We start from the raw sequence: 23,309 nt of genomic DNA, 5'->3' as shown, positions 1-23,309 counted from the left end.
TCCGTCAATGTCGGTTGTGATGGTACATCCATATCCCACAAATCATGATGCGTGGTTTGGAAATTCCACACCAACTTACCTGTTGAGGCATTTAGTGCCAGCATTGAGTTGGCATAACGCTCATGTAATTCGGTACGGTTACCCCCCCAAATATCTGGTGTACCCACACCTGTTGGAATGTAAACGATATCCAAGGCTGCATCATAGGCTAATGGTGCCCATGCATTCGGTGAGTTTTGAACATACTTTTGCCCCGGAGCTGGAATCGCGTTCGGATCTTCGGCACCTGTGTCAAACACCCACAACAATGCACCCGTATTCACATCATAACCACGAATCACACCTGAAGGTTCTTCAGTTGAATAGTTATCTGTGGTTGAACCCGCAATAATAATCGTCGTGCCTGTGACCACAGGTGGTGAAGTTGGGATATAACCGCCCGGATAAGGGAATGGCATATCTTTTTGTAAGTCGACTTCACCATTTTTACCAAAGTCCGTACAACGCTCACCAGTATCAGCATTGATGGCAACCAAGCGACCATCATTCACTGGCAAGATCACTTTACGTGGGCACAACTCAGACGATGACTTTTTATGCTGCAAGCTGGCTTCAAAACCAACTGTATTGTTCGCATCATAATAAGACACGCCACGACAGGTTAAATGTTGGAAAGTATTGTCCGATTTCAACTTCGGATCAAAAGTCCATTTCGCCTTACCTGTAGCTGGGTCGAGGGCAACCAGTTTTTGGTGCGTGGTACAGATATACATATTGTCCCCAACTTTAATTGGGGTGACTTGATTGGTGGTTTCACCAGAGTCATTTTCTGTTTTAAAGTCACCTGTGTTATAGGTCCAAGCCACTTTTAAATCTTTAACATTCTCAGAATTAATTTGCGTTAAAGGAGAATAACGCAAACCAGACTGAGTACGGCCATAAGCAGGCCAATCGCCATCCGCAACACCCGGAATGGACTGTGCGGTTGCAGGTTGCTTGCTGCTCAGTTCACCTCGAATTTCTTGAGGATCATTAAATACAGCATAGATCATCACTGCAATGGTAATTGCCAATGAACCTGTTAAAGCAATTTTTGCACCTTTAGCGTTGTCAAAGCCACGTGTGACAGCAGGAATGAGTAACCATAAGCCAAATAAACCCAGGATATCTAAACGTGGCGCCAAGGCAAAAAAGTCAGAACCCACTTCCCATAGGCCCCACACCACTGTACCCAAGACCAACAAGGCATAAACGATTAATGCCGTACTTTTCAATTTTTGCAGTAGAACTGCAGTCGCGATGAAGAGTAAACCTGCAATGATGTAGTACCAAGACCCACCAAGCACTGCAAGATAAATCCCTCCTATCAGCAGGACTAAACCAAAGATCACAGCAATCACAGCTGTAAAAGTTTTAAGTCCTGAACCTGAAGACGGAGTACTCATATTGACCACCTTTTTCTTAGATTCTGTTAAAAGCTCATATCATTTCAACATTGATATAAGCACCTAGACAGTTTTTAGATTTTAAGTATCTGTCCAAACGACTTATTTCAAACAGTTTTATGCTTTGAATAACCATAAACGTATTTATCAACCTTGTTGGACAAATACTTATAGATCTAGAAACTAAAATGCCGTCTGGAATTTAATTCCGCCGACCCATGCATTTTCACCATTTTTATATGCGCCCACATGGCGAATATATTGGATATTGGGACGAATGGTTAACCAGTTGGCTGCATGAATACCGTAGTAAATCTCGGCATCATATTCTTCACTTTGTAAGCCACGGGCATCAACGCTGTTATTGGCAATATTCGCCTCATTCACGTCATCATTGATGCTAATACGCCCCAAGCCAATCGCAATTTCATCTTGTGGACGTGCATCGAAAGCACCTTTATAGACCAAACCAATGTTCTGCATGTCGCGAACCATATTGGTATCTGAATCATGCAGCGTGAGATTCACAAAACCTGTTAAACCACGTGCAGCATCACCGTGATGTGCTGTGAGTTGCTGCTTGGCAACCACCCAGCCGCCTTGCTTATGTGAAGTTTGCGATGGATTTTGAATGTCTGTGGCATCTGCCGAACTGTAGTAATAACCCGCACGATATTCGCCGGGTAACTTATTTATACCTACAGCAGGTTGCCACACCACTTCAGCAGGAATAATCGCACCATGCGAACCATCGGTACTTAAGTTCCAACCTTTGCCACGCTCTAAGTTTTCAGGGTTATATTCATACACCCCAACTTGTGCATAGAGGTCTGGCCGAAGATTGTATTTGACACGCGCAGCCCATTGGCTGACAGGCCAGTTGTACCACTGGTCACCGACCCAGTTACCAACTTGAGAGCCACACAACGCAAGGTTTTGGAAGTCGCAGTCAAAACTATTGAAGTCTTCACCCTCACCAAAACGACCGACTTTGATGTCTAACTTTTGATCCATGAACTTTTTCTTAATCCACAAATCCGTTAAACGCCACGTTTGTCCACGTCCCCACACTTCTTGAGTAGAACTTAAATGTCCATCTAAAGCATCGGAAGTTTGAGAAAGTGAACGTCCATTACGCTCAGTAATGGTGATTTGAGCCTCAGTATCCTGCCAACCCAAAATTTTGTCTAAATCGAAGTGCGTACCAAATGCAAACTGGTCTGCATATTCAGTACCATGATTTGAAGAACGCGAAGCATCGAGTAAAGTTGCCATCTCACCCGTATAACCAAAGCTAAAATCGTAGCCTTTTTCTTGCAATGCGGTGCGTTGACCATTCCAATCACCGAGCATCCAAGGGCTTTGTACCTCGAATGCATTTGCAGCATATACAGTTTGCAGGCAACAGCTGAGTGTTAATAAACTCACCGTTAAACACCAACTTCTATTGCATTTATTCATAATTGGTGACCTTTCTTACAATTTTACAACCAATTGATATGATACTTGCTATTTGTATAAAGACCCATTGTTTTTGTTAGATTATTGTTTTAAAACTGGTTAAATTATCGCTATATGATATTTACAAAGAGTCAAAACCCAAAGATTTCCCTATAAATTCATACCTTATTTTTGAACGTGAAAACTTGATTGGACAAGCTAATTGTTGTTCGCTTTTTGTACTCCCCTCTTCTAAAGGCACAGCAACAATCCATTTTCGGTCTCTTGCCAGTTGCGAATCGAGTGCTTCATCCAGCTTCAATACAGGCTCAACACAGACATCCCGTGACTGAAAAATTGCGTTCCATACAGCCAAATCTTGGGTTTTAATCTTGGCTTTTATCGCTTGTTTCACCACCTGACGGTCGTCAGTTGCCAGTGAGGCGCCTTTTTCAGCCACAATCGGCAACTCTAAAATTTCTGCCAGTCCGCGTAAAAACTGTGGCTCTAAACTCCCAATCGACAAATAGCGGCCATCTTGCGTTTCATAATAGTCATAAAAAGTCGCACCATTGAGATAGCTTTGCTCCGGCCCTTGCTTTTCCTGTCCTGCTAAGCTCGCCGCTGCAGCCATGCTACTGAGCCCCACCACACAGTCAGTCATAGAGATATCAATATACTGCCCTATGCCACTACGCTGCCTTTCGATCACAGCTGCGAGTATTCCTATCACGCTATGTAATGACCCGCCTGCAATATCCGCAATTTGAATTCCCAAAGGAGGAGGACCACTGTGCTGTCGGCCGCTATGTCCTGCGATCCCAGACAAAGCCACATAGTTGATATCGTGCCCTGCTTTATTTTGATATAAACCTGTTTGCCCATAACCCGTAATGGAACAATAGATCAAGCGCGGATTAATTTCAGATAAAGTTTGATAGTCAAGTCCCAGTCTTTGCATTACCCCCGGGCGGAATTGCTCAATCACAATGTCATAGTCTGAAATTTTCGACTTGATCAGTTCAATATTGGCAGGATCTTTTAAATCCAGTGCTACAGAATGCTTATTTCGGTTGAGATAACTGTGTGCTGTGGCCTGTCCATTGGCATAAGGTGGCATTAAACGGATCAGATCAGGTCGAGTTGGAGACTCGATGTGGATCACTTCTGCACCTAAGTCTGCCAAATACATTGTTGCAAACGGTCCCGGTAAAAGTGTAGAAAAATCGAGAACTTTCAATCCTTTCAATGCCATATCCATGCTACTTTTTACTCTTTTTATGTTGATTTTTTAGCTATTTTAGAAATATAAAAGCAACAAAACAATGTCATGTTCAGCCATTTACCTTGATCATTTCGGCAATTTAACATGTAAAAAGGCAAAAAACTTTAGTGTAAATTGCCTAAACTTATTTTTTTAGCGTCATTTAGGTCAAACGCAAGTGAATATAAAAGAGACTGAAGGATTAAATATGAGCCGTGATACCATTAGTATCCATTTCGTCAATGCGGCTTTAACTGGCGTAAAACGTCTCGGCATGGATGTCGAAACATTACTTTCTCACGTTGGCATTGAGGCAGAACTGCTGCGTCAGCCTAAAGCCCGTATTTCTCCAGAACAATATACTCGCTTCGTTAAAATGTTATGGATGGTGACCCAAGACGAACATGTTGGTTTCGACAAACAACCACGTCGTCTAGGTACATTTGCCATCATGTGCCAGTTGATTATTCATGCCAAGACCTTAGGGGATGCTTTAGAACTGTCTTCACAGTTTTATAAGCTCTTTGGTGATGAATGGTCTGTGACATTAGAGCGCGATAAGCACGAAGCGCGTCTCGTTCCCCAGATTCCAAAATCAATGGACCCAGATCACTTTATCACTGAAAGTATGTTGATGATTTGGCATGGTCTTGCTTCTTGGTTGATTGAACGTCGTTTACCACTTGAACGTGTACATTTTGGCTATGAACGTCCTGCACATGCAGATGAATATGATGCCTTATTCTTCGCACCTGTGATGCAGTTCGATATGCCGCGTACAGAAATCACTTTTGCCGCAGATTATTTGGACTTACCAATTCGTCAGAATGAAGAAACGTTAGAAGAGTTCTTAAAAGCCGCTCCTGCACAGTTGTTAGTGAAATTTAAAAACACCAACTCCCTCACTTCACGTATTCGTGATGTGTTGAAAAGTCAAATTGGTGAGGAAATGCCAACCCTGAACGATGTGGCTTCCATGTTGTATTTATCTCCTCAAACGTTGCGTCGTCGCTTAGCGGCTGAAGGTAAAAGTTACCAAGGCGTGAAAGATGCATTACGTCGTGATGCCGCGATTCACCTGCTGTTAAATCCGGGTTTGACGTTGGAAGATGTGGCACAACAAGTGGGCTTTAGTGAAACCAGCACCTTCCACCGTGCCTTTAAAAAATGGACAGGCGTCACACCTGGTTTATATCGCCAACTACACGGTTATCACTAATTTTTTAGTTTGACGACGGTTCGGCACATTGCTAAACCCAAGATTTCGATCTTGGGTTTTTTTATGCCCTAAACTCAGGCTATTGGCAAAAATCTTCATCTAGCCTGACCCGTTCTAGTCATTGCATCACGGCGATTAATTTGTACACTCAAGTGACATAACAACTTAAAAGTCATAAAAAGGAACAGCTATGAGCGAGGCTTATATCATTGACGCCATTCGCACACCACGCGGAAAAGGAAAGAAAGATGGTTCATTGTACGAAGTAAAACCGATTACACTACTGACCACATTGTTGAATGAACTCAAAGATCGCCATCATTTAGATACCTCTAAAGTAGATGATATTGTCTTAGGTTGTGTCACACCAATAGCTGATCAAGGTGGTGATATTGCGAAAACTGCAGCAATTGCAGCAGGTTGGGACAATGATGTTGCTGGTGTGCAAATCAATCGCTTTTGTGCATCAGGCTTAGAAGCAGTCAATATGGCAGCGCAAAAAGTACGTTCAGGTTGGGAAGATGTGGTTGTTGCTGGTGGCGTAGAGTCGATGTCACGTATCCCAATGGGTTCCGATGGTGGACCGTGGGCATTAGACCCTGAAACCAATTTAAAATCACATTTTATACCCCAAGGGATTGGTGCTGATTTAATTGCAACACTGGATGGTTATACGCGTTCAGATGTCGACGCATTTGCAGCAAATTCTCAACGTAAAGCGGCGGCGGCGCAAGCTGCGGGTTATTTTAATCAATCAGTCGTCGCCATCAAAGACAAAGCAGGCGTAATCATTTTAGATCAAGATGAATTTATTAAACCAACCACAACAGCGGAAGGTTTAGCAAAACTCAATCCAAGTTTTGAAATGATGGGTGCAATGGGTTTTGATGCGATTGCATTACAACAGTATCCTGAAGCGCAAAAAATTAATCATGTGCATCATGCAGGAAATTCATCGGGTATTGTCGATGGTGCAGCGCTGGTATTGCTTGCTTCTGAGAAAGCGGTCAAAGAACAAGGTTTAAAACCACGTGCCAAAGTCTTGGCGACAGCATTAGTCGGTTCGGATCCAACCATTATGCTGACTGGGCCTGCACCTGCTGCTCGTAAAGCATTGGCAAAAGCAAGCTTAACGATTGACGATATTGATCTATTTGAAGTCAATGAAGCTTTTGCATCTGTGGTGATGCGTTTTATGACGGAATTAAAAGTGCCAAGCGATAAAGTCAATGTAAATGGTGGCGCAATTGCGATGGGGCATCCATTGGGTGCGACGGGTGCGATGATCCTCGGAACATTGCTGGATGAATTAGAACGTCAAGGTAAAAAGCGTGGCTTGGCAACATTATGTGTGGGTGGTGGCATGGGTATTGCGACCATTATTGAGTTGGTATAAGGAGAATAATAATGAGCGCAATTCAATATCTAAAAAATGACGATGGCATTATTATTCTGACTTTAGATTCTCCGAATCAATCTGCAAATACCATGAATGGTGATTTCCGTGTAGCTTTAGAAAACATTGTTTCTAAACTGAAATCTGAAACGTCAATTACTGGGATTATTTTCCGTTCAGCGAAGAAAACTTTCTTTGCAGGCGGTGATTTAGATGAATTGATTCAAGCACGACCTGAAGATGCCACACCATTTTTTGAAATGGTTCAGAAAATGAAAACCGAGTTTCGTTATATCGAAACTTTAGGTGTACCTGTTGTAGCAGCATTGAATGGTACGGCTTTGGGTGGCGGTTGGGAAATTGCTTTAGGCTGTCATGCACGTATCGCATTGAATGATCCTAAAACAAAATTTGGTTTACCAGAAGTGACTCTAGGTCTACTGCCGGGTGGTGGTGGTATTGTGCGTATGGTTCGCCTTTTAGGTTTACAAAATGCTTTTCCATTCTTGATGGAGGGTAAGCAGTTTGGTGTGGATAAAGCGAAATCTCTAGGTTTAATCCAAGACACGGCGGAAACACCTGAAGAGTTGATGGATAAAGCGATTGCTTGGGTGAAAGCACATCCCCCATCCACAAAAGCATCACAACAGCCGTTTGATGTGAAAGGTTATAAAATTCCGGGTGGTGATCCTAAAACACCTGCGGTTGCGCAAATGCTGGCGATTGCTCCAGCAATGTTACGTGATAAAACCAAAGGATGTTATCCAGCGCCTGAAGCCATCATGGCGGCTGCGGTTGAAGGTGCACAGGTGGATGTGGATACAGCACTGACCATTGAATCTCGTTATTTTACCTATCTTGCGACAGGTCAAATTTCAAAAAATATGATCGGCACTTTTTGGCATGGGCTGAATGCTATTAAAGCAGGTGCGAGCCGTTCTAAAGATGTTGCAAAATGGCAAGCGACCAAAGTTGGTGTGCTTGGTGCAGGGATGATGGGAGCAGGGATCGCTTATTCAACAGCAATCAAAGGTATTCCTGTTGTGCTCAAAGATATTTCTATTGAAAATGCAGAAAAAGGGAAAGCCTATAGCCAAAAACTGCTAGATAAAAAAGTATCACAAGGACGTATGACGGCTGAACAGCGCGAGCAGGTTTTAAGCTTGATTACTGCAACAGCATTTGCGGAAGATTTAAAAGGTTGTGATTTAATTATTGAAGCTGTATTTGAAAATCAAGAACTCAAAGCGAAAGTGACGCAGGAAGCCGAAGCATTCCTTGCTGAGGGTGGAGTGATGGCTTCAAATACTTCGACATTACCGATTACTGGTTTGGCAAATGCATCGAAAGATCAAGCAAACTTCATTGGTCTGCATTTCTTTAGCCCAGTTGATAAAATGCAATTGGTTGAAATCATTAAAGGCAAAAACACTTCTGCTGAAACTTTGGCAAAAGCTTATGACTATGTACAGCAAATTGGTAAAACCCCGATTGTTGTGAATGATAGCCGTGGCTTCTTCACCAGTCGCGTATTTGGTACTTTTGTTCAGGAAGGTTTACGTTTACTGCATGAAGGTGTACACCCAGCTCGTATTGAAATGGCGGCACTTAAAGCAGGCATGCCCGTTGGCCCATTGGCCATTCAAGATGAAGTTGCATTAACCCTTTCTGAACATGTTGCCAATGAAACGCGTAAGGCATTGCAGGTCGAGGGTAAAGATTTACCTCGCTCAGGTGCAGATGATGTAATTCAAACTATGATTCATGAATTCGGTCGTAAGGGTAAAGCTGCTGGTGCAGGTTTCTATGATTACCCTGAAAGTGGTAAGAAACAGCTTTGGGAGGGCTTGAGCCATTGGAAAAAAGAGATTGATATTTCTGAACAAGAAATGATTGACCGCTTCCTATTTGTACAATCGCTAGATACGTTACGTTGTTATGAAGAGCATGTCCTTGAATCTGTAATTGATGCCAATATCGGTTCGATCTTTGGGATTGGTTTTGCGCCGTGGACAGGGGGAGCAATTCAGTTTTTAAATCAATATGGTTTAGACAAAGCGTTGCAACGTGCCAATCAGCTTGAAGCGAAATACGGTGAACGTTTTAAAGCACCGCAATTGCTCACTCAATCATTGCCATCTGGGCAAATCCATTAAAATGCTGACTTAAAAATCAGGGATCCATAGATCCCTTTTTTTATTCTCTTGGAGAAACCAATTAAAATACTGATTCATCTTTTAATTTTGACCTATCTTAGTGCATTATTTTCGCGCCGGAACTCATTTTTTGTGTTATAAAGTTACATCGTTTTAGATTTATTATTATTCAATTGGGCTGTTGCACATGACTGACAATACTTCTCCTGAAAAATCACCATGGGGTTGGAAAGCACTGATCATTGCTTTCATTTTAAGCGGATTTTTCTTAGGTTTCTTCTACCTTGCAGTAACCAATGAACCTGACTATATGCCAAGTCAGCAAGCTAAACAGAACACTCAACAACATGCTTTTAAAAATGCACCAGCTATGTCTGAAGAGTCAATGGCAAAAGCGCAGGCTGATAAAGTAGCGCGTGAAACAAGCAATCAAGCTGCTTCTGAAAATACAACCGAACATGCAACGGCTGAAGAACATAGTATGAGTGCCGATGAACATGCGCAGATGTCTTCTGAACATAGTCACTAATCTACGTTAAAAAGAAAAAGCCCTGATTCATTAGGGCTTTTTCATAGACGATAAACGCATATCAATATGTGGAATACCACAGTCTAAATACACCTCACCCTCTTGTACAAAACCCAAAGCCTGATAAAACGCTTGTGCATGTACTTGAGAAGACAACACTAAAAATGGACGCTGTTGCTGTTGGGCGTATGCGATCACAGCCTGCATCAAAACCTTACCTATACCCAAACCTCGATGCGACTTTAAAACAGCAACACGACCAATACTATGATTCTGTAATAGCCTTGCCGTGGCGATAGCTTGATCTTGTTCATAGACGACAAAATGAACTGCAATTTCATCTTGCTCATCCCATTCATCTTTAGCAGCAATGCTTTGCTCTTGAATAAAGACCTGCTCACGAATCATTTTCGCAGCCTGTTGCAACTCATCCCATGTTCCGTGCGTAATTCTCAAACTTGGCATTTTCATTTCCCTATAAATCATCTCTGTATTGATCATTGCAGTAACAGTGATGTTCCGATCAGCACTTACACCCTACACCTTGCTGATCCCATTGATCATTCAACAACAGTTCCAGTGAATGCTTTTGAATGCCATACATCTCTTTCAAGGCTTGAATTTGTGCCAAGACAGCAACATCGGGCGCTTGATAATCCCTACGCTTGGTTGCCAAAATCATTTTATTCTTACTGGTATGCTCAAGTGCCACAAACTCAAACACTTTGGTTTCATAGCCATAGGCTTTGAGTAATAAGGCACGAATAGTATCGGTCAGCATTTCAGCTTGCTGACCTGCATGAATGCCAAATTGCAACATGGGTTGTAATACAAGCGGAGCTTTCAACTGTGGACGTAATTCTTTATGACAACACGGCGCGCACATGATCATTTCAGCATTTAAACGAATACCCGTATGAATCGCAAAGTCAGTCGCGACATCGCATGCATGCAGCGCAATCATCACATCGAGACGTTCAGGTTGGTACGTCCGAACATCACCCTGAAAAAAATCAAGTTGCTGAAAATCCGACTTGTGTGCAACCTCCTGACAGAATTCCACCATCTTGCTGTTGAGCTCAACCCCAGTCACAAAAGGATTCAGATCTTGCTTTAGCAAATAATCATACAAAGCAAAAGTTAAGTAGCCTTTTCCCGAGCCAAAATCGACCACACGTAGTTGTTCAGGCAGTTGAATATGACTTAAAGCTCCTGAGAAAATTTCAACAAATTTATTAATCTGTTTCCACTTACGCGCCATACTAGGAATGATGTGCGCTTTTGCATCAGTAATGCCAAGCGGCTGTAAGAAATAACTGTCTTGATCGACAAAACGCTGCTTGATTCGATCATGTCCTTGCTGCTCTGCTACTTTAGCCTGCGTTTTATTTTTACTTTGGGTCAGCATGGCTTTCTTCTTGTTCTTTTTCAGTTGAAACTCTTGTTCAGTCGTCATCAAATTGGCTTGTTTACACTGCGCCAAAAGTTCAGTCACCGTTTCAAGTGCCAGATCTAAGGAATAGTTTTTAGTGACATCTTGAGTTTTATAACGATATAAACAACTCAATACTGACTGACCTTGCACAGTCACTACCCGAAATGTCATTTTTTCTAATTGTTGCATTTCCCCCTGATACTGGCTCAAAATCATCCGATCAAAACATTGAGATTCAAGCGCTTGCTGAAAGGCTTGCAGGAATTGCTGCTCTTGTATAGAGGAAGACACCGAAGTGGTCATAATAGAAACCAGAAAAAGAATTGCGATTAAATTTTAAAGCGTCTTACGCTAAATGCAAATTTGAATTACGATACAGTTGTATATTTTATAAAAACAAGCACGATTGCCTATGAACGCTCATCCAGTTGCAAACTACGATCCTGTCGAAGAACGAATCAATTTCATTAGCCATGCTATTGGTGCAGCTCTTGCACTCATAGCAGGAATATTATTGATTATCAAAGGGTCTTACTTAGAAACAGCGCAATGGATCGGGCTGTGGGTCTATGCTTTGAGCCTATTTTTATTGTTCGCCGCATCAAGCTTATATCATTTTGCCGAATCACCTGAGCGTCGAGGCTGGTATAAAAAATTAGATCACACCGCCATTTATTATCTAATTGCGGGCACCTATACCCCATTTTTGTCTATCGCACTACCCACACAAAAAGCACATTACCTGCTCATTGCACTTTGGGTGATTGCACTCATTGGCACACTATTCAAGTTAGTTTTCATCCATCGCTTTGAAAAAATCTCACTGATTGCCTATCTACTTATGGGATGGATGGCTGTGTTGGTTATGGATGATATGCAACGCTTTTTATCTAAACAAGCACTCACTTTTTTAATCATTGGTGGACTTTCCTACACCATCGGTGCATTGTTTTATGCGCTAAAAAAGGTAAGATACACTCACGCTATCTGGCATATTTTTGTATTGATCGGTGCAGGATCACATTTCTTGTCTATCTATCTCTACGTGATATAACCCGCACCTACTACATTTTTTAGCAACCCTAATCCCGTAGTTTGTCCGCAGGGTTTTCGTATTTTTTTAAGAAATTACGCCTTTTTTAAAAAGATTACGCTTTTAAAACTAAGTCTCATTATTTTTAGTAAGTGTAAGGTCTACCATGGCGTCATTAAATACTGCTGTTGCAGAACAACAGCAGCCTGTAAACTCAAAATTTCGCGTACTTACAGCCAGTCTCGTAGGTACCACAATCGAATTCTTCGATTTTTATATTTATGCGACTGCTGCAGTCATCATTTTTCCGTATTTGTTCTTTCCAGCAAGTACCGACCCGATGACCGCTACAATTCAGTCATTAGCAACCTTTGCGATTGCCTTTATTGCACGCCCGATTGGTGCTGCACTGTTTGGACATTTAGGTGATCGTATTGGTCGAAAAGCCACCTTAGTTGCCGCATTGCTAACCATGGGGCTTTCAACCGTATGTATTGGCTTGCTACCAACCTATGCACAAATTGGAATTGTTGCACCATTACTGCTTGCACTCTGTCGTTTAGGTCAAGGCCTCGGCTTAGGTGGTGAATGGTCAGGTGCGGTCTTGCTTGCCACAGAAAATGCACCTGAAGGTAAACGTGCTTGGTATGGTATGTTTCCACAGTTAGGTGCACCGATTGGCTTTATCTTGGCAACGGGTTCATTCTTGACACTCGGTCATTTCATGTCTGAAGAAACATTCATGACATGGGGTTGGCGTATTCCATTTATATCAAGTGCGCTACTGGTAATTATAGGACTGTGGATTCGTTTACAACTCCATGAAACTCCTGCGTTCCAGAAAGTTTTAGACAAGCAAAAAGAAGTTAATATTCCATTTAAAGAAGTAATCACCAAACACTGGGGGATGCTGATTTTAGGCACTATTGCTGCCATCTGTACCTTTGTTGTGTTCTACCTCACGACGGTCTTTGCTTTACAGTGGGGCACCAAACAACTGGGTTACACTCGTGAACAGTTTTTACAACTTCAATTGGTCGCAACACTCTGCTTTGCTGCGTTCATCCCTTTATCTGCAGTATTTGCAGAAAAGTTTGGTCGTAAAACAACGTCTATTGCTGTATGTATTGCTGCGGCATTGTTTGGTTTAGTGTTTTCCAGCATGTTGGAATCAGGCAATACTTTTGTTGTATTTTTATTCCTATGTATTGGTTTATCTATCATGGGTTTAACCTATGGGCCAATTGGTACCGTGCTCTCTGAAATTTTTCCAATATCGGTTCGCTATACAGGTTCAGCACTGACCTTTAACCTTGCTGGCATCTTTGGTGCTTCATTTGCGCCATTAATTGCAACAAAACTTGCAACCACTTATGGCCTACATGCTGTAGGTTACTACCTCACAGCTGCATCCCTTCTGTCTTTATGTGCATTCTTAATGATCCGTGAGACCAAGAATGATGATGTAAACAATCAAATTTGACCCTAAGTTTGATATTTGAAACCAGCACAATGATGCTGGTTTTTTTATACCAATGCTTTAACAAACGCTACAAAAACCACCTTTAAAATTGCGCATATTACTTCAAAAATAAAGGTGAATACTGATGAATAGGACACAGAAATGGATGAAAAAATAGAACAACTCACCAATGAACAACTCCTCGACGTCATCGTATTAGTTGAAGAAAACAAAATCATTCAAGCCATCCAATACATCGCAACACACACGGCTTTTCAATACGACGATGCCCAAGAAATCGTCACAGAGCTCACAAAACGTCATGATGCAGCACTAAAAAGTATGTATAACCACGAGCAACTTTACTCAGAAGATATCTCAACTGCAGAGTTAACAATAAATCGTCTTACTCCTCCGAAATTAACTCTCAAAGAAGATCAAACCCTGCAAAAATCACAACATAAAGATGTGAATAATAGTGACGTAACCCGAACACAAGGCATTCAAGCCTTACAGCCCAAAAACCACAAGCTGTGGATGATCTTGGCTGTGGTCATTTTGGTTTTAAGCTTTATTTTTTATTGGTTCTAGCTGAGCTTTAGATTAGCTCAATGATATCAATGGTCGGTGGGACCCGGAAGCGAAACGGTACACCCACCATACCTGTACCCACCGTAACAAACACATCTGCGTGTTCATGACGGTACAAGCCTTTCTTGTGCCCCAAGATCGACACCTTTTTCATCACAAAATCCGTTAACCACGGCAGTTCAACTTGGCCGCCATGCGTATGACCTGACAACATTAAAGGACGTGTTGGTAAAGAAGGCACCATATCGACCGTGTCAGGATTGTGCGATAAAATGACCCATGGCTTGTCCTGCGGTAAATGTGGCATAAAACGCATATCTGCCTTACCTGCCCACAAGTCACCAACCCCGATTAAGCGAAACTCATCAAATTCAACAATCTGCCCCTCTATATCAATGACATTGTTGACCTTCAAAGCATGTCTTAACAGGTTTTGAATCGGGGGACCTGGATACTGTTCATCATGGTTACCATTGACCGAATAGACGGGTGCATTAATTTCGCGTAGTACCTCTAACTCTTCCGCCAGTGTATTTTCAGGTTCATAGGTCCAGTCTCCAGCAATCACCACCAAATCAGGCTTTTGTTCATTCAGCCGTTTAATAATGGTTTTTAACTGACGTTCATGACCTGAAAACAAACCAATATGTAAATCGGCAACCAAAGCAATACGAACAGGTTTGAGTAATTTATAGTCCTCTTGGATTTGATACTGCATGGTTTTAACATGGACAAAATGCGGCTCAATAAAACGTGCATAACACAATAAGCCACTTACTAAAAAGACAAAAATTGCTTCATGCCATGAGTAATAACCTTGGATACCTGCGTATAAACTAAAGAAAAATAAAGGAATCAGTAAATAAGACAAATAAAAAGCCAGTAAATGCACAAAGGCTTTAAACGGATGAATCGTCTCCGTATTGGTTTGACTGATCCATGCTTGATACACTGCCCAACCGGCAAGCAAGGCCATCGCAATATAAAAATAGAACACGACGGATTGTGTATTTAGCATAGACATTTACTCACAAACAGTTCATCAAGAACACATAATCTTCTGTTTATCTTTTCACAGCTCAGAATTATACTCAAACCAAATTTATAGACTTTATGACGATGGAAAAACCACACAGCGCAGTGAAGCGCGCTCTACCCCGCTCAACGTCGACTCAGCAAGGTGCTAAACTACTTTTACTCAGTTGTATGGTGATCTCTGTTCCTGCCTGTAATACTTTGCCCAAACAGATTCCGCAGCCTCAAGTTTATGCTTTTGATCAAGCCACGGACCAAACCAGCTTAGCCAAAATCGTACTACCACTCCGTGAGCAAAATCCGGGATTGACAGGTTTCCATATTCTCTATAACCCACTCGAAGCATTAGCAGCACGCATCCATCTTATTGATAAAGCAGAAAAGACTTTAGATCTACAATATTATATTTGGGATAATGACCGCATCGGCGCACTGGCACTTTATTCAATATTGAAAGCGGCAGACCGTGGGGTCAAGGTTCGGTTACTGATTGATGACAACAATGCCAAGAAAATGGAAGGCATTTACCTCGCACTCGACCAACACGCCAACATTGACATCAAACTGTATAATCCCTATCGCTTCCGCCACTATCGCGCGATGGATATGATGCTCAATCTCAAACGCATTAACCGTCGTATGCATAACAAAAGTTTTATTGCTGATAACCAAATCGCACTGATTGGTGGTCGTAATATGAGTAACCAATATTATAATGTCAGTGACAATTACCAGTTTTCCGATGTAGATGTCATGCTTGTAGGTTCGGCAGCAGATGAAATTGTGCACTCATTCGATGAATACTGGAATGATGATTATGCCTTTCCAGTGCGTCAAATCGTCAATGCCAATCATTACAGCTTACGTTATGAAGGCTTAAAAACACAGTTGCAACAGCACTATCAAGAAGTGACGGTACAAAATTATCTGGATCTGGCCAATCGTTCACAAGCCTTTGAACACTGGCTGAACGATAGTATCCAATTTGACTGGGTCAAGGCCGAAGTCGTAAAAGACTCACCAAGTAAAATCAAATCCCGAGCTAAAAAAGAAGAACATCTCAACTTCCAGTTACAAACCCATCTAGAAAAACCAACAGATAGCATCGACATTATCTCTGCCTATTTCGTTCCTGAACGTAAAGGCAAAAAACACCTTGCCAACCTTGCGCAAAGTGATATCCAAGTCCGTGTACTCACCAACTCATTCAAAGCCAATGATGTACCTTTGGTCCATGCTTTCTATGGAAAATACCGCCAAGACTTACTAGAAAATGGTGTACAACTGTATGAATTCTTAGCAAATCCTGCGGCTGAAGCACTTAATGAGAACAATGAGGAAATCTCGAAAAAAGCCAAAGTCAGCATCAAAGGATTAAGCCGTTCTAGCCTGCATGCCAAGCTTATGACGATTGATGAAAAACAGGTTTTTATTGGCTCGTTTAATTTTGACCCACGTTCTGCCAACTTAAATACCGAAATTGGTGTTTTACTCAACAGCCCGCCTTTGGCAAAGGCTGTGCATCAAACAATGGATCAAAATTTGAGTAAATATGCCTATAAACTGGTTCTGGATGCCAACAAAAATATTAACTGGCAAATTAAGCAGGCCGATGGCTCAATCAAGACTTATACCACAGAGCCGAAAATGAACTGGTTTAAACGTGCAGGTATTAAAGTCATTTCATGGCTCCCGATCGAAGGCTTTATGTAAGCCTTCAACTTCCCATCGCGCTCGCTTGAGGTTTCAATACCTTTTGGTGTAAGTCAGCCAAGCCTTGCACCATCTTTTGTTGTACCAAGGCTGTTAAGCTATCGACTGTATGACCTGCAGTACAAATTGCAGGTAATGCAACCAGATGTGCTGTAACTTGAGGCATCTCCAAGACTTTTTGGACGTGTTCGGCAAAACCAATATTACCAATAAAAGGCGAAACTTGGTCGAGCCCGCCCTGCTGATTGACATAACAAATTAAACAAATTTGGACATCGCGCTGTGCTTCAATTGCAGCCCCTAAAATACGCCCATGGACTTTTTTTACTTTAGAGCCGTCAGTAGTTGTCGCTTCTGGAAAGAACAGCACAGGAATGTCTTGTTTTAAAAATTCAGTAATTTGTTCACGGATCTTGATTGAATCCCCCGACCCACGTTGGATAAACAAGGTTCCACCACTTTTTGCAAGTTTGCCGAACACAGGCCATTTTTCAATTTCAGCTTTGGCTAAAAAAAACACCCGTGCGCCAGAACCCAAAACAGCCACGTCTAACCATGAAATATGATTACTCACCCAAAGTGCAGGTTTACGTGGAATATCGCCATGTACATGCACATCAATGTTAAAAACTTTGCAGAGTCGACGACAAAAATACTGCACGTAGCGGGTATTTTGAGGATTATTAATGTCTTTATACAAGCCATGTCGATAAACCAAATAAAAACCCTCAGAAACGGCACCGAGTCCCGTTACTAGCTTCTTGCTATACAACGCAAGTTTTGAGAGTCCACTTAATGATGTTGTTTTTATTTCAGTATTTGATTGCATAGAGGATTCACTTGGCACAGCTTTATTCAACAGTTAATCATTGATTACAACTCATTCTATACTGATCTTAACTTACTTGCATTGATCATAAAAACCGAAAGACTAGATGATTATTTTCAATTTTAATCGTTTAAATAAATTAATTACAATAATTCAATCGAAATATCAAAACAAGGTTCTCCCATGAATGATCAAATGAATCCTCCTGCTGCACCCTTAAATCCCGTTCAAGCATTTAAATTTATTCTTGGGTTAAGCATCTTATACTTTGGAAGTTTGGTTCTTTTGGTACAGCTCTTTTGCACCATGTAAAGCCACGCTATAACTATTTCGCTCAAGCTGAGTAAATTCATCTACACTAGAGCTTTCTAGGTGCGAGATTATATTGAGTGGAATATTTTGAACAGAAACAAGGTGGCGAAAAAACGATTTTAGTCAGTGTTGCCATCCACATTCTGGAAGATCTTGATGCAGAAGAGTTTCGCTTACTTGCCAAGTCGGCAGGTGCAGAAATTCTAGAGCATATTCACGCTCAAAGATTCAAACCTGACCCTAAATATTTTATTGGTTCAGGCAAAGCTGAAGAAGTAGCAGCACGTGTGGAAGAGCTAGAAACAAGTTTGGTGATTATTGACCATGCACTAACCCCCAGTCAGGAACGCAACCTGAGCCGCATTATCAAATGTCGCGTCATTGACCGCACCCGCCTTATTTTAGATATCTTTGCACAGCGCGCACGTACTCATGAAGGTAAACTTCAAGTCGAATTGGCTCAACTTGATCACTTGTCTTCTCGACTAGTCGGTACAGGGATTAGTCTCGATAGCCAAAAAGGTGGGATTGGGCTTCGTGGACCAGGTGAAACTCAACTCGAAACTGACCGTCGTTTACTTCGTGTTCGTGTAGGACAACTTAAAGATAAATTAGAGAAAGTACGACAAACGCGAATCCAAGGTCGTGCAGCACGCCAAAAAGCTGCTATTCCAACCGTTTCTTTAGTCGGTTATACCAATGCTGGAAAATCGACTCTATTTAACACCCTCGCCAAATCTGATGTTTATGCAGCAGATCAGCTATTTGCAACCTTAGACCCCACTCTAAGACGTTTAGACTGGGATGGTATTGGCCCTTTGGTCTTAGCCGACACTGTAGGCTTTGTACGTAACCTTGCGCACGCCTTGGTCGAATCTTTTAAAGCGACACTAGAGGAAACCTTAGAAGCCAGCCTACTGCTGCATGTAATTGACTCCAACAGTCCAGATTTGATGGAACAAATTGAAGCCGTTGAAAAAGTGCTCAAAGAAATTGGAGCCGATATTCCTATCCTTCGTGTTTATAACAAAATTGACCAAAGTGCTGAACAAGCCAAAATTATCTATGCTGAACCCAATGTCCCTGAGCGTGTTTATGTGTCAGCACATACGGGCGAAGGACTCAATCTACTGCGCCAAGCAGTACAAGAGTGCTTAATGGGACAAATTCAAAACTTTGACGTTCTGCTCAAGCCAGCCTATGGCAAATTGCGCAACCAATTGTATGCCCTGAATGTGATTCAATCTGAAAATTATGATGATGAAGGAAATCTTCACCTACAAGTGTACATTGCACCACATAAACTGGAACAACTGATTAAACAAGCACATTTACCAATTGATGAAATTTTAGGTTTGAAAGCAAAACAATTTCATCGTGAACTCGAAGAATTTGAAATCAAAAACTAAATCGGTTAAAACGTGATAAGTAAAATGTTAATGACAGAACAAAATGGAATGGATAAAAACGGTTGATTGGACCGCATGGATCGGCACGGTTGCCCTCATCGTTCTCTTTCGAGAATCTGCTGTATGGGTCACGGGGTACTTTGGGCACCCCGAAATGGGCAATTTACTTGGACTCATTAGTTTATTGATCGTGCTGTTAGGTTGGCGGAAATTCAAAAAAATTCCAGCACGTTTGGTCGATACCAACAATAAAATCATGAAAGAAAGTGCTTTCGCCTTTCTGCCCATTAGTGCAGGTTCCTTGCTGATGATGACCCATTTAGGTCACGAAATCCCAATGTTTTTGGTGGTGCTGTTTGTCAGCACACTTATCCCACTTTGGGTTTATGCCAAAATGTCTAAGAAATGGCTTTAGGAGAATGCTCATGATTCCCATCATTTTCGGTTTTTTCCTGACTTTAGTTGCTTATTTACTGGCAAAACCAATCAATAAAAAGTTGCCACAGATTCCAATTATTGTGATTGGCATGTGTTTTGTGATTGCACTTCTCTTCCTCCTCAACATTCCTTATGAGCAATATATGGCGCAGGTGAATCCTGTTTTTAATCATTTGCTCGGTTATGTCACTGTTGCACTGGCTATTCCTTTAGCGTCCATGCGTTATGACGACCTTCCTCTCAAAGCAGTGGTTGGCATCTTAGTTTTTGCAAGTATTAGTGCGGTCGGATTGCCTATGGGTTTGGCTTATTTACTGCATTTATCTGATCCGACCATCATGGCTTTTGCCACACGTGCTGTCACCACTCCAATTGCGATTAATATCGCAACACTCCTCCATGCACCCATCAGTCTCGCGATTTTAATTGTGATTTTATCTGGAGTCATCGGTGCCGCATTCTCTCCACTAATTTTAAAACATATCAATGATGAACGCGCTTCAGGGTTAGCACTCGGTCTTGCCGCACATGCTATTGGAACAGCCCAAGCATGGCAACGAGGCAGTATTGCAGGGCGCTATGCTGCCTTTGGAATGGCAGTCAATGCTGTGTTTACTGCAATATGGTTACCGTTGTTTATTCTATACTTGCAAAAAATGTGATATGTTCCTCACATAAACAATTGTATTGTTTAAAAAATCAACTTATGATGAGTTTGTCGTTTATTAAATGATAAAAGGATTTTGTTCATGAGCAAATTGACACTTGCAATCGCACTCGCTACATCTGTCATTGGCAGTGCAGCTTTTGCTGAAGATATTAGCGGTACGTGGAAAAACATTGATGACAAAACTGGATCATCGAAAGCCATCCTAGAAATCCGTCAAGAATCAAACGGGACCTATACCGCTAAAGTTGTTAAAGTGACCCCTCGTCCAGGCTATACCCCCAAAGAACATTGTATCAATTGCCCAGCACCATATACCAATAAACCCATTTTAGGCATGGATGTCATGAAAGGGCTCAAACACAATGGTGATACCAATTATACAGGTGGAAAAATTATCGACCCGTTGTCAGGAAATATTTACAGTTGCAAAGCAAAACTTAGCTCGAATGGTAAACGTTTAACACTTCGAGGATATGTGGGCATATCTGCACTGGGTCGTAGCCAAACATGGATCCGTGAATAATTGCGACTTAATGCTCGCTAACGTGTGGCTATCATCTGTAAAATCATACTATGTTGAGATTTAACAGCTAAACGATGAGTAAATTATACATTTTCAAAACTTAGACTGATCATTTTAAATTCAATGAATAATAAGGTTTCAGCTAAGTCTGTATAATTTTTCCATTTTTTTAAAAGGCATATGCCTATTCTATATCCAACGACCATAAGCAGTTTGCCTTATGCTAACTGCTTATTTTTCTGTGTCTTGGATATTTTTGTGAAATTATAGAGAACCTTATATGAAAAGTAAGTTTTTTATCGCGGGATTAACATTGTCCATGCTTTGCGGGGGAGCATTTGCACAGGACTTAACAGGGACATGGCAACAAATTGATGATAAGTCAGGCTCGCCGAAAGCCATTATTGAAATTCGTAAAGAGTCCAATAACACCTATACTGGAAAAATTGTTAAAATTACGCCACGTCCTGGATATACACCTAAAGAATTTTGTGTAAATTGCCCATCGCCTTATACCAACAAACCCATTTTAGGCATGGATATTATTAAAGATTTGAAGCACGTGGACGGCACCAACAACTATGAAAAAGGTCGTGTGATTGATCCATTATCAGGCAAACTCTATGATGCCAAAATGAAGCTGAATGCCACAGGAAAGCGACTTTCCCTACGTGCATACATTGGTGTTTCTGCCTTAGGTCGTAACCAAACCTGGTTAAGAATTGACTAAGAATAAAAAAGCCACGAACTTCGTGGCTTTTTTAATGCATGGGCTATTGAACTGGATTATCAACGGCAAATAAGCTCTCATCTTCTAAACGATAAGCCATTAATTGATGCCCCCAGACACAACCGCCATCTACATTTTGAATCGAGTCCGAAATAGTTTTGCCTTGTAAAGCGGCCCAGTGACCAAACACAACTTTATGGGTTTGCGCTGCTTGCGAAGCGAATTCAAACCATGGTTTGAACCCTTCAGGCATTGGGTCGCTGAGCGAGTCTTTAAAACTAAACTCCAAACGCCCAGCACTATCAGTTAAACGCATACGGGTCAAATAATTCACGATACAGCGTAAACGCGCGTTGCCCGTGAGTTTATCCGACCATAAGGTAGGTTCTTTGCCATACATGTCTTTTAAAAAGGCATCGACAACATCAAAATCATCCGCTGCAATGACCGCCTCAACTTCTGCCGCCAAAGCAGCAGCCTGTTCTGCTGTCCAGTTAGTTGGAATGCCTGCATGCGTCAGAATTGTCGTTGCATTTGGAAACACACACAAGGGCTGTTTCCGCAACCAATCAATCAAATCATCACTATCAATCGCATCAATCACATCACGAATGTTATCTTTATCTTTGATGGTTTTAATGCCACGTGCAGCCGCCAGCAAAGTTAAATCATGATTGCCTAAAACTGTTGCAGCAGCATTACGCTCTACTAATTTTTTAATAAAGCGTAAGGCACCCAATGAGTTTTCACCACGGGCAACCAAATCCCCTGCAAACCAAATAAAATCTTGGTCAGGATCAAACTGAATGGTCTTTAGCAAGGCTTTGAGTGCTTCAAAACAACCCTGCACATCACCAATGACATAATTGTATCGAATCTCTGCACCTGCCACCTTAAGCCACCATTTGATCTGCTAATGCCACAAATTGAGCCAGTGTTAAAGTCTCTGGGCGCGCCATCGGATCAACACCTGCTTGTTCAAAGCCATCTTCAACCAACATACCTTTTAAGCTATTACGCAAAGTTTTACGGCGCTGGGTAAAGACATGCGATACCAACCGTGCCAAAGCTTTTTCATTTTTTGCCACAATCGGCTTAACTGCATACGGCTCTAAACGGAACACCGCAGAAGTCACTTTAGGTGGTGGGTTAAATGAACCCGGCGGTACTTCAAACAAGAACGTAGGTTTACAGAAATACTGAATCATCACCGACAAACGACCATACTCTTTGCTATTTGGAGCAGCCGTAATACGATCCACCACTTCTTTTTGTAGCATAAAGTGCATGTCTTTAACTTTGTCACCAAACTCCAAGAGGTGAAACAAAAGTGGCGTCGAGATGTTATACGGCAAATTACCCACAACCCGTAAAGGGCGACCATCTTCAAATAGATTAGTGAAGTCGTACTTCAGTGCATCCGTTTCAATAATGGTTAAACGTTCAGGATGTGGCACACGCCCCGGTAAACCTGCCGCCAAATCACGGTCTAATTCGACCACCGTGAGTGCGTCACATTCGCCAATCAATGGAGAAGTTAAGGCTGCCAAACCCGGGCCAATTTCCACAATGTTATCCCCTGAACGGGGTGCAACTGAACGTACAATCTTGGCAATCACACGTTGGTCATGTAAGAAGTTTTGCCCAAAACGCTTACGCGTATGGTGCCCTTCATCTTTA

The 23,309-nt window shown here is 41.8% G+C and carries 21 protein-coding genes and 1 pseudogene; 13 read left to right on the top strand and 9 right to left on the bottom strand.

Annotated features, from left to right (window positions below):
* The 3 genes and pseudogenes from B4F08_RS11035 to B4F08_RS11025 form a co-directional block, all read right to left on the bottom strand.
* Nucleotides 1-1,445, bottom strand: a pseudogene (locus B4F08_RS11035) (PQQ-binding-like beta-propeller repeat protein); the annotation flags it as partial.
* Nucleotides 1,446-1,628: 183 nt separating this feature from the next.
* A complete protein-coding gene (locus B4F08_RS11030) occupies nucleotides 1,629-2,906 on the bottom strand; it encodes a carbohydrate porin (RefSeq protein ID WP_291374385.1) in 1,278 nt (425 codons plus the stop codon).
* A 121-nt stretch (nucleotides 2,907-3,027) separates the two neighbouring features.
* Entirely contained in the window at nucleotides 3,028-4,146 is a 1,119-nt protein-coding gene (locus tag B4F08_RS11025) for a CaiB/BaiF CoA transferase family protein (protein ID WP_291374384.1), read from the bottom strand.
* Between the two features lie 211 nt (nucleotides 4,147-4,357).
* Here B4F08_RS11025 and B4F08_RS11020 point away from each other — a divergent pair, with 211 nt between their 5' ends.
* The 4 genes from B4F08_RS11020 (at nucleotide 4,358) to B4F08_RS11005 (ending at nucleotide 9,449) form a co-directional block, all read left to right on the top strand.
* Entirely contained in the window at nucleotides 4,358-5,368 is a 1,011-nt protein-coding gene (locus B4F08_RS11020; protein ID WP_086208841.1) for an AraC family transcriptional regulator, read from the top strand.
* Between the two features lie 190 nt (nucleotides 5,369-5,558).
* A complete protein-coding gene (locus tag B4F08_RS11015) occupies nucleotides 5,559-6,764 on the top strand; it encodes an acetyl-CoA C-acetyltransferase (protein ID WP_291374383.1) in 1,206 nt (401 codons plus the stop codon).
* Between the two features lie 11 nt (nucleotides 6,765-6,775).
* Complete coding sequence (locus B4F08_RS11010; protein ID WP_291374382.1) at nucleotides 6,776-8,920, top strand: 3-hydroxyacyl-CoA dehydrogenase NAD-binding domain-containing protein; 2,145 nt, start codon at nucleotides 6,776-6,778, stop codon at nucleotides 8,918-8,920.
* Nucleotides 8,921-9,107: 187 nt separating this feature from the next.
* On the top strand, nucleotides 9,108-9,449 hold the full coding sequence (locus tag B4F08_RS11005) for a hypothetical protein (RefSeq protein ID WP_114837568.1): 342 nt from the start codon (nucleotides 9,108-9,110) through the stop codon (nucleotides 9,447-9,449).
* 30 nt (nucleotides 9,450-9,479) lie between these two features.
* Here B4F08_RS11005 and B4F08_RS11000 read toward each other — a convergent pair whose 3' ends face one another.
* Nucleotides 9,480-9,914, bottom strand: coding sequence for a GNAT family N-acetyltransferase (locus tag B4F08_RS11000; protein ID WP_086208845.1), 435 nt, complete (start codon nucleotides 9,912-9,914; stop codon nucleotides 9,480-9,482).
* Between the two features lie 58 nt (nucleotides 9,915-9,972).
* Nucleotides 9,973-11,187, bottom strand: coding sequence for a class I SAM-dependent methyltransferase (locus tag B4F08_RS10995; RefSeq protein WP_110973894.1), 1,215 nt, complete (start codon nucleotides 11,185-11,187; stop codon nucleotides 9,973-9,975).
* Between the two features lie 109 nt (nucleotides 11,188-11,296).
* On the opposite strand from B4F08_RS10995, the gene trhA reads away from it, so the two are divergent.
* The 3 genes from trhA (at nucleotide 11,297) to B4F08_RS10980 (ending at nucleotide 13,970) form a co-directional block, all read left to right on the top strand.
* A complete protein-coding gene (trhA, locus tag B4F08_RS10990) occupies nucleotides 11,297-11,938 on the top strand; it encodes a PAQR family membrane homeostasis protein TrhA (protein WP_086208847.1) in 642 nt (213 codons plus the stop codon).
* A gap of 145 nt (nucleotides 11,939-12,083) precedes the next feature.
* A complete protein-coding gene (locus tag B4F08_RS10985; protein WP_086208848.1) occupies nucleotides 12,084-13,400 on the top strand; it encodes an MFS transporter in 1,317 nt (438 codons plus the stop codon).
* Nucleotides 13,401-13,541: 141 nt separating this feature from the next.
* Nucleotides 13,542-13,970 carry a hypothetical protein gene (locus B4F08_RS10980; protein WP_086208849.1) on the top strand — a complete coding sequence of 143 codons (429 nt, stop codon included), beginning with the start codon at nucleotides 13,542-13,544 and terminating at the stop codon, nucleotides 13,968-13,970.
* Between the two features lie 7 nt (nucleotides 13,971-13,977).
* Here the strand turns inward: B4F08_RS10980 and B4F08_RS10975 are convergent, their stop codons facing one another.
* Nucleotides 13,978-14,988: a metallophosphoesterase gene (locus B4F08_RS10975; protein ID WP_291374387.1), complete on the bottom strand. Its 1,011-nt coding sequence runs from the start codon at nucleotides 14,986-14,988 to the stop codon at nucleotides 13,978-13,980.
* 188 nt (nucleotides 14,989-15,176) lie between these two features.
* On the opposite strand from B4F08_RS10975, the gene B4F08_RS10970 reads away from it, so the two are divergent.
* Nucleotides 15,177-16,718, top strand: a complete 1,542-nt coding sequence (locus tag B4F08_RS10970; RefSeq protein WP_228156950.1) for a phospholipase D family protein — start codon at nucleotides 15,177-15,179, stop codon at nucleotides 16,716-16,718.
* Between the two features lie 4 nt (nucleotides 16,719-16,722).
* Here B4F08_RS10970 and B4F08_RS10965 read toward each other — a convergent pair whose 3' ends face one another.
* Nucleotides 16,723-17,547 (bottom strand): lysophospholipid acyltransferase family protein, encoded by an 825-nt coding sequence (locus B4F08_RS10965; RefSeq protein WP_086208852.1) that lies wholly within the window; start codon nucleotides 17,545-17,547, stop codon nucleotides 16,723-16,725.
* Between the two features lie 389 nt (nucleotides 17,548-17,936).
* Between B4F08_RS10965 and hflX the strand changes: the two genes are divergently transcribed.
* The 5 genes from hflX to B4F08_RS10940 all read left to right on the top strand — a co-directional run bounded on the left by hflX (nucleotide 17,937) and on the right by B4F08_RS10940 (nucleotide 21,629).
* Entirely contained in the window at nucleotides 17,937-19,268 is a 1,332-nt protein-coding gene (hflX, locus tag B4F08_RS10960) for a ribosome rescue GTPase HflX (RefSeq protein WP_291374381.1), read from the top strand.
* 43 nt (nucleotides 19,269-19,311) lie between these two features.
* Nucleotides 19,312-19,683, top strand: a complete 372-nt coding sequence (locus B4F08_RS10955; protein ID WP_086208854.1) for a hypothetical protein — start codon at nucleotides 19,312-19,314, stop codon at nucleotides 19,681-19,683.
* A gap of 10 nt (nucleotides 19,684-19,693) precedes the next feature.
* Nucleotides 19,694-20,368: an LrgB family protein gene (locus B4F08_RS10950; protein WP_086208855.1), complete on the top strand. Its 675-nt coding sequence runs from the start codon at nucleotides 19,694-19,696 to the stop codon at nucleotides 20,366-20,368.
* Nucleotides 20,369-20,455: 87 nt separating this feature from the next.
* Complete coding sequence (locus B4F08_RS10945) at nucleotides 20,456-20,899, top strand: DUF2147 domain-containing protein (protein ID WP_086208856.1); 444 nt, start codon at nucleotides 20,456-20,458, stop codon at nucleotides 20,897-20,899.
* 280 nt (nucleotides 20,900-21,179) lie between these two features.
* Nucleotides 21,180-21,629, top strand: coding sequence for a DUF2147 domain-containing protein (locus tag B4F08_RS10940; protein WP_086208857.1), 450 nt, complete (start codon nucleotides 21,180-21,182; stop codon nucleotides 21,627-21,629).
* A gap of 43 nt (nucleotides 21,630-21,672) precedes the next feature.
* On the opposite strand, the gene B4F08_RS10935 is transcribed toward B4F08_RS10940, so the two are convergent.
* A complete protein-coding gene (locus B4F08_RS10935) occupies nucleotides 21,673-22,521 on the bottom strand; it encodes a symmetrical bis(5'-nucleosyl)-tetraphosphatase (RefSeq protein WP_291374380.1) in 849 nt (282 codons plus the stop codon).
* Nucleotide 22,522: 1 nt separating this feature from the next.
* Nucleotides 22,523-23,309 (bottom strand): 16S rRNA (adenine(1518)-N(6)/adenine(1519)-N(6))-dimethyltransferase RsmA (gene rsmA, locus B4F08_RS10930; protein ID WP_291374379.1); only part of this gene is annotated, 787 nt, incomplete at its 5' end.

Origin of the sequence: Acinetobacter sp. UBA6720 (assembly GCF_002454215.1) — a bacterium.
Taxonomy (GTDB): Bacteria; Pseudomonadota; Gammaproteobacteria; order Pseudomonadales; family Moraxellaceae; genus Acinetobacter.
Note: the sequence above shows the minus strand (reverse complement) of the source record. Positions and strands in the feature narration are given on the sequence as shown.

Coding starts and splice junctions, on each gene's coding strand:
- B4F08_RS11030 (WP_291374385.1), bottom strand. CDS start 2,906: ATGAATAAATGCAATAGAAGTTGGTGTTTAACGGTGAGTTTATTAACA.
- B4F08_RS11025 (WP_291374384.1), bottom strand. CDS start 4,146: ATGGATATGGCATTGAAAGGATTGAAAGTTCTCGATTTTTCTACACTT.
- B4F08_RS11020 (WP_086208841.1), top strand. CDS start 4,358: ATGAGCCGTGATACCATTAGTATCCATTTCGTCAATGCGGCTTTAACT.
- B4F08_RS11015 (WP_291374383.1), top strand. CDS start 5,559: ATGAGCGAGGCTTATATCATTGACGCCATTCGCACACCACGCGGAAAA.
- B4F08_RS11010 (WP_291374382.1), top strand. CDS start 6,776: ATGAGCGCAATTCAATATCTAAAAAATGACGATGGCATTATTATTCTG.
- B4F08_RS11005 (WP_114837568.1), top strand. CDS start 9,108: ATGACTGACAATACTTCTCCTGAAAAATCACCATGGGGTTGGAAAGCA.
- B4F08_RS11000 (WP_086208845.1), bottom strand. CDS start 9,914: ATGCCAAGTTTGAGAATTACGCACGGAACATGGGATGAGTTGCAACAG.
- B4F08_RS10995 (WP_110973894.1), bottom strand. CDS start 11,187: ATGACCACTTCGGTGTCTTCCTCTATACAAGAGCAGCAATTCCTGCAA.
- trhA (WP_086208847.1), top strand. CDS start 11,297: ATGAACGCTCATCCAGTTGCAAACTACGATCCTGTCGAAGAACGAATC.
- B4F08_RS10985 (WP_086208848.1), top strand. CDS start 12,084: ATGGCGTCATTAAATACTGCTGTTGCAGAACAACAGCAGCCTGTAAAC.
- B4F08_RS10980 (WP_086208849.1), top strand. CDS start 13,542: ATGGATGAAAAAATAGAACAACTCACCAATGAACAACTCCTCGACGTC.
- B4F08_RS10975 (WP_291374387.1), bottom strand. CDS start 14,988: ATGCTAAATACACAATCCGTCGTGTTCTATTTTTATATTGCGATGGCC.
- B4F08_RS10970 (WP_228156950.1), top strand. CDS start 15,177: ATGGTGATCTCTGTTCCTGCCTGTAATACTTTGCCCAAACAGATTCCG.
- B4F08_RS10965 (WP_086208852.1), bottom strand. CDS start 17,547: ATGCAATCAAATACTGAAATAAAAACAACATCATTAAGTGGACTCTCA.
- B4F08_RS10955 (WP_086208854.1), top strand. CDS start 19,312: ATGGAATGGATAAAAACGGTTGATTGGACCGCATGGATCGGCACGGTT.
- B4F08_RS10950 (WP_086208855.1), top strand. CDS start 19,694: ATGATTCCCATCATTTTCGGTTTTTTCCTGACTTTAGTTGCTTATTTA.
- B4F08_RS10945 (WP_086208856.1), top strand. CDS start 20,456: ATGAGCAAATTGACACTTGCAATCGCACTCGCTACATCTGTCATTGGC.
- B4F08_RS10940 (WP_086208857.1), top strand. CDS start 21,180: ATGAAAAGTAAGTTTTTTATCGCGGGATTAACATTGTCCATGCTTTGC.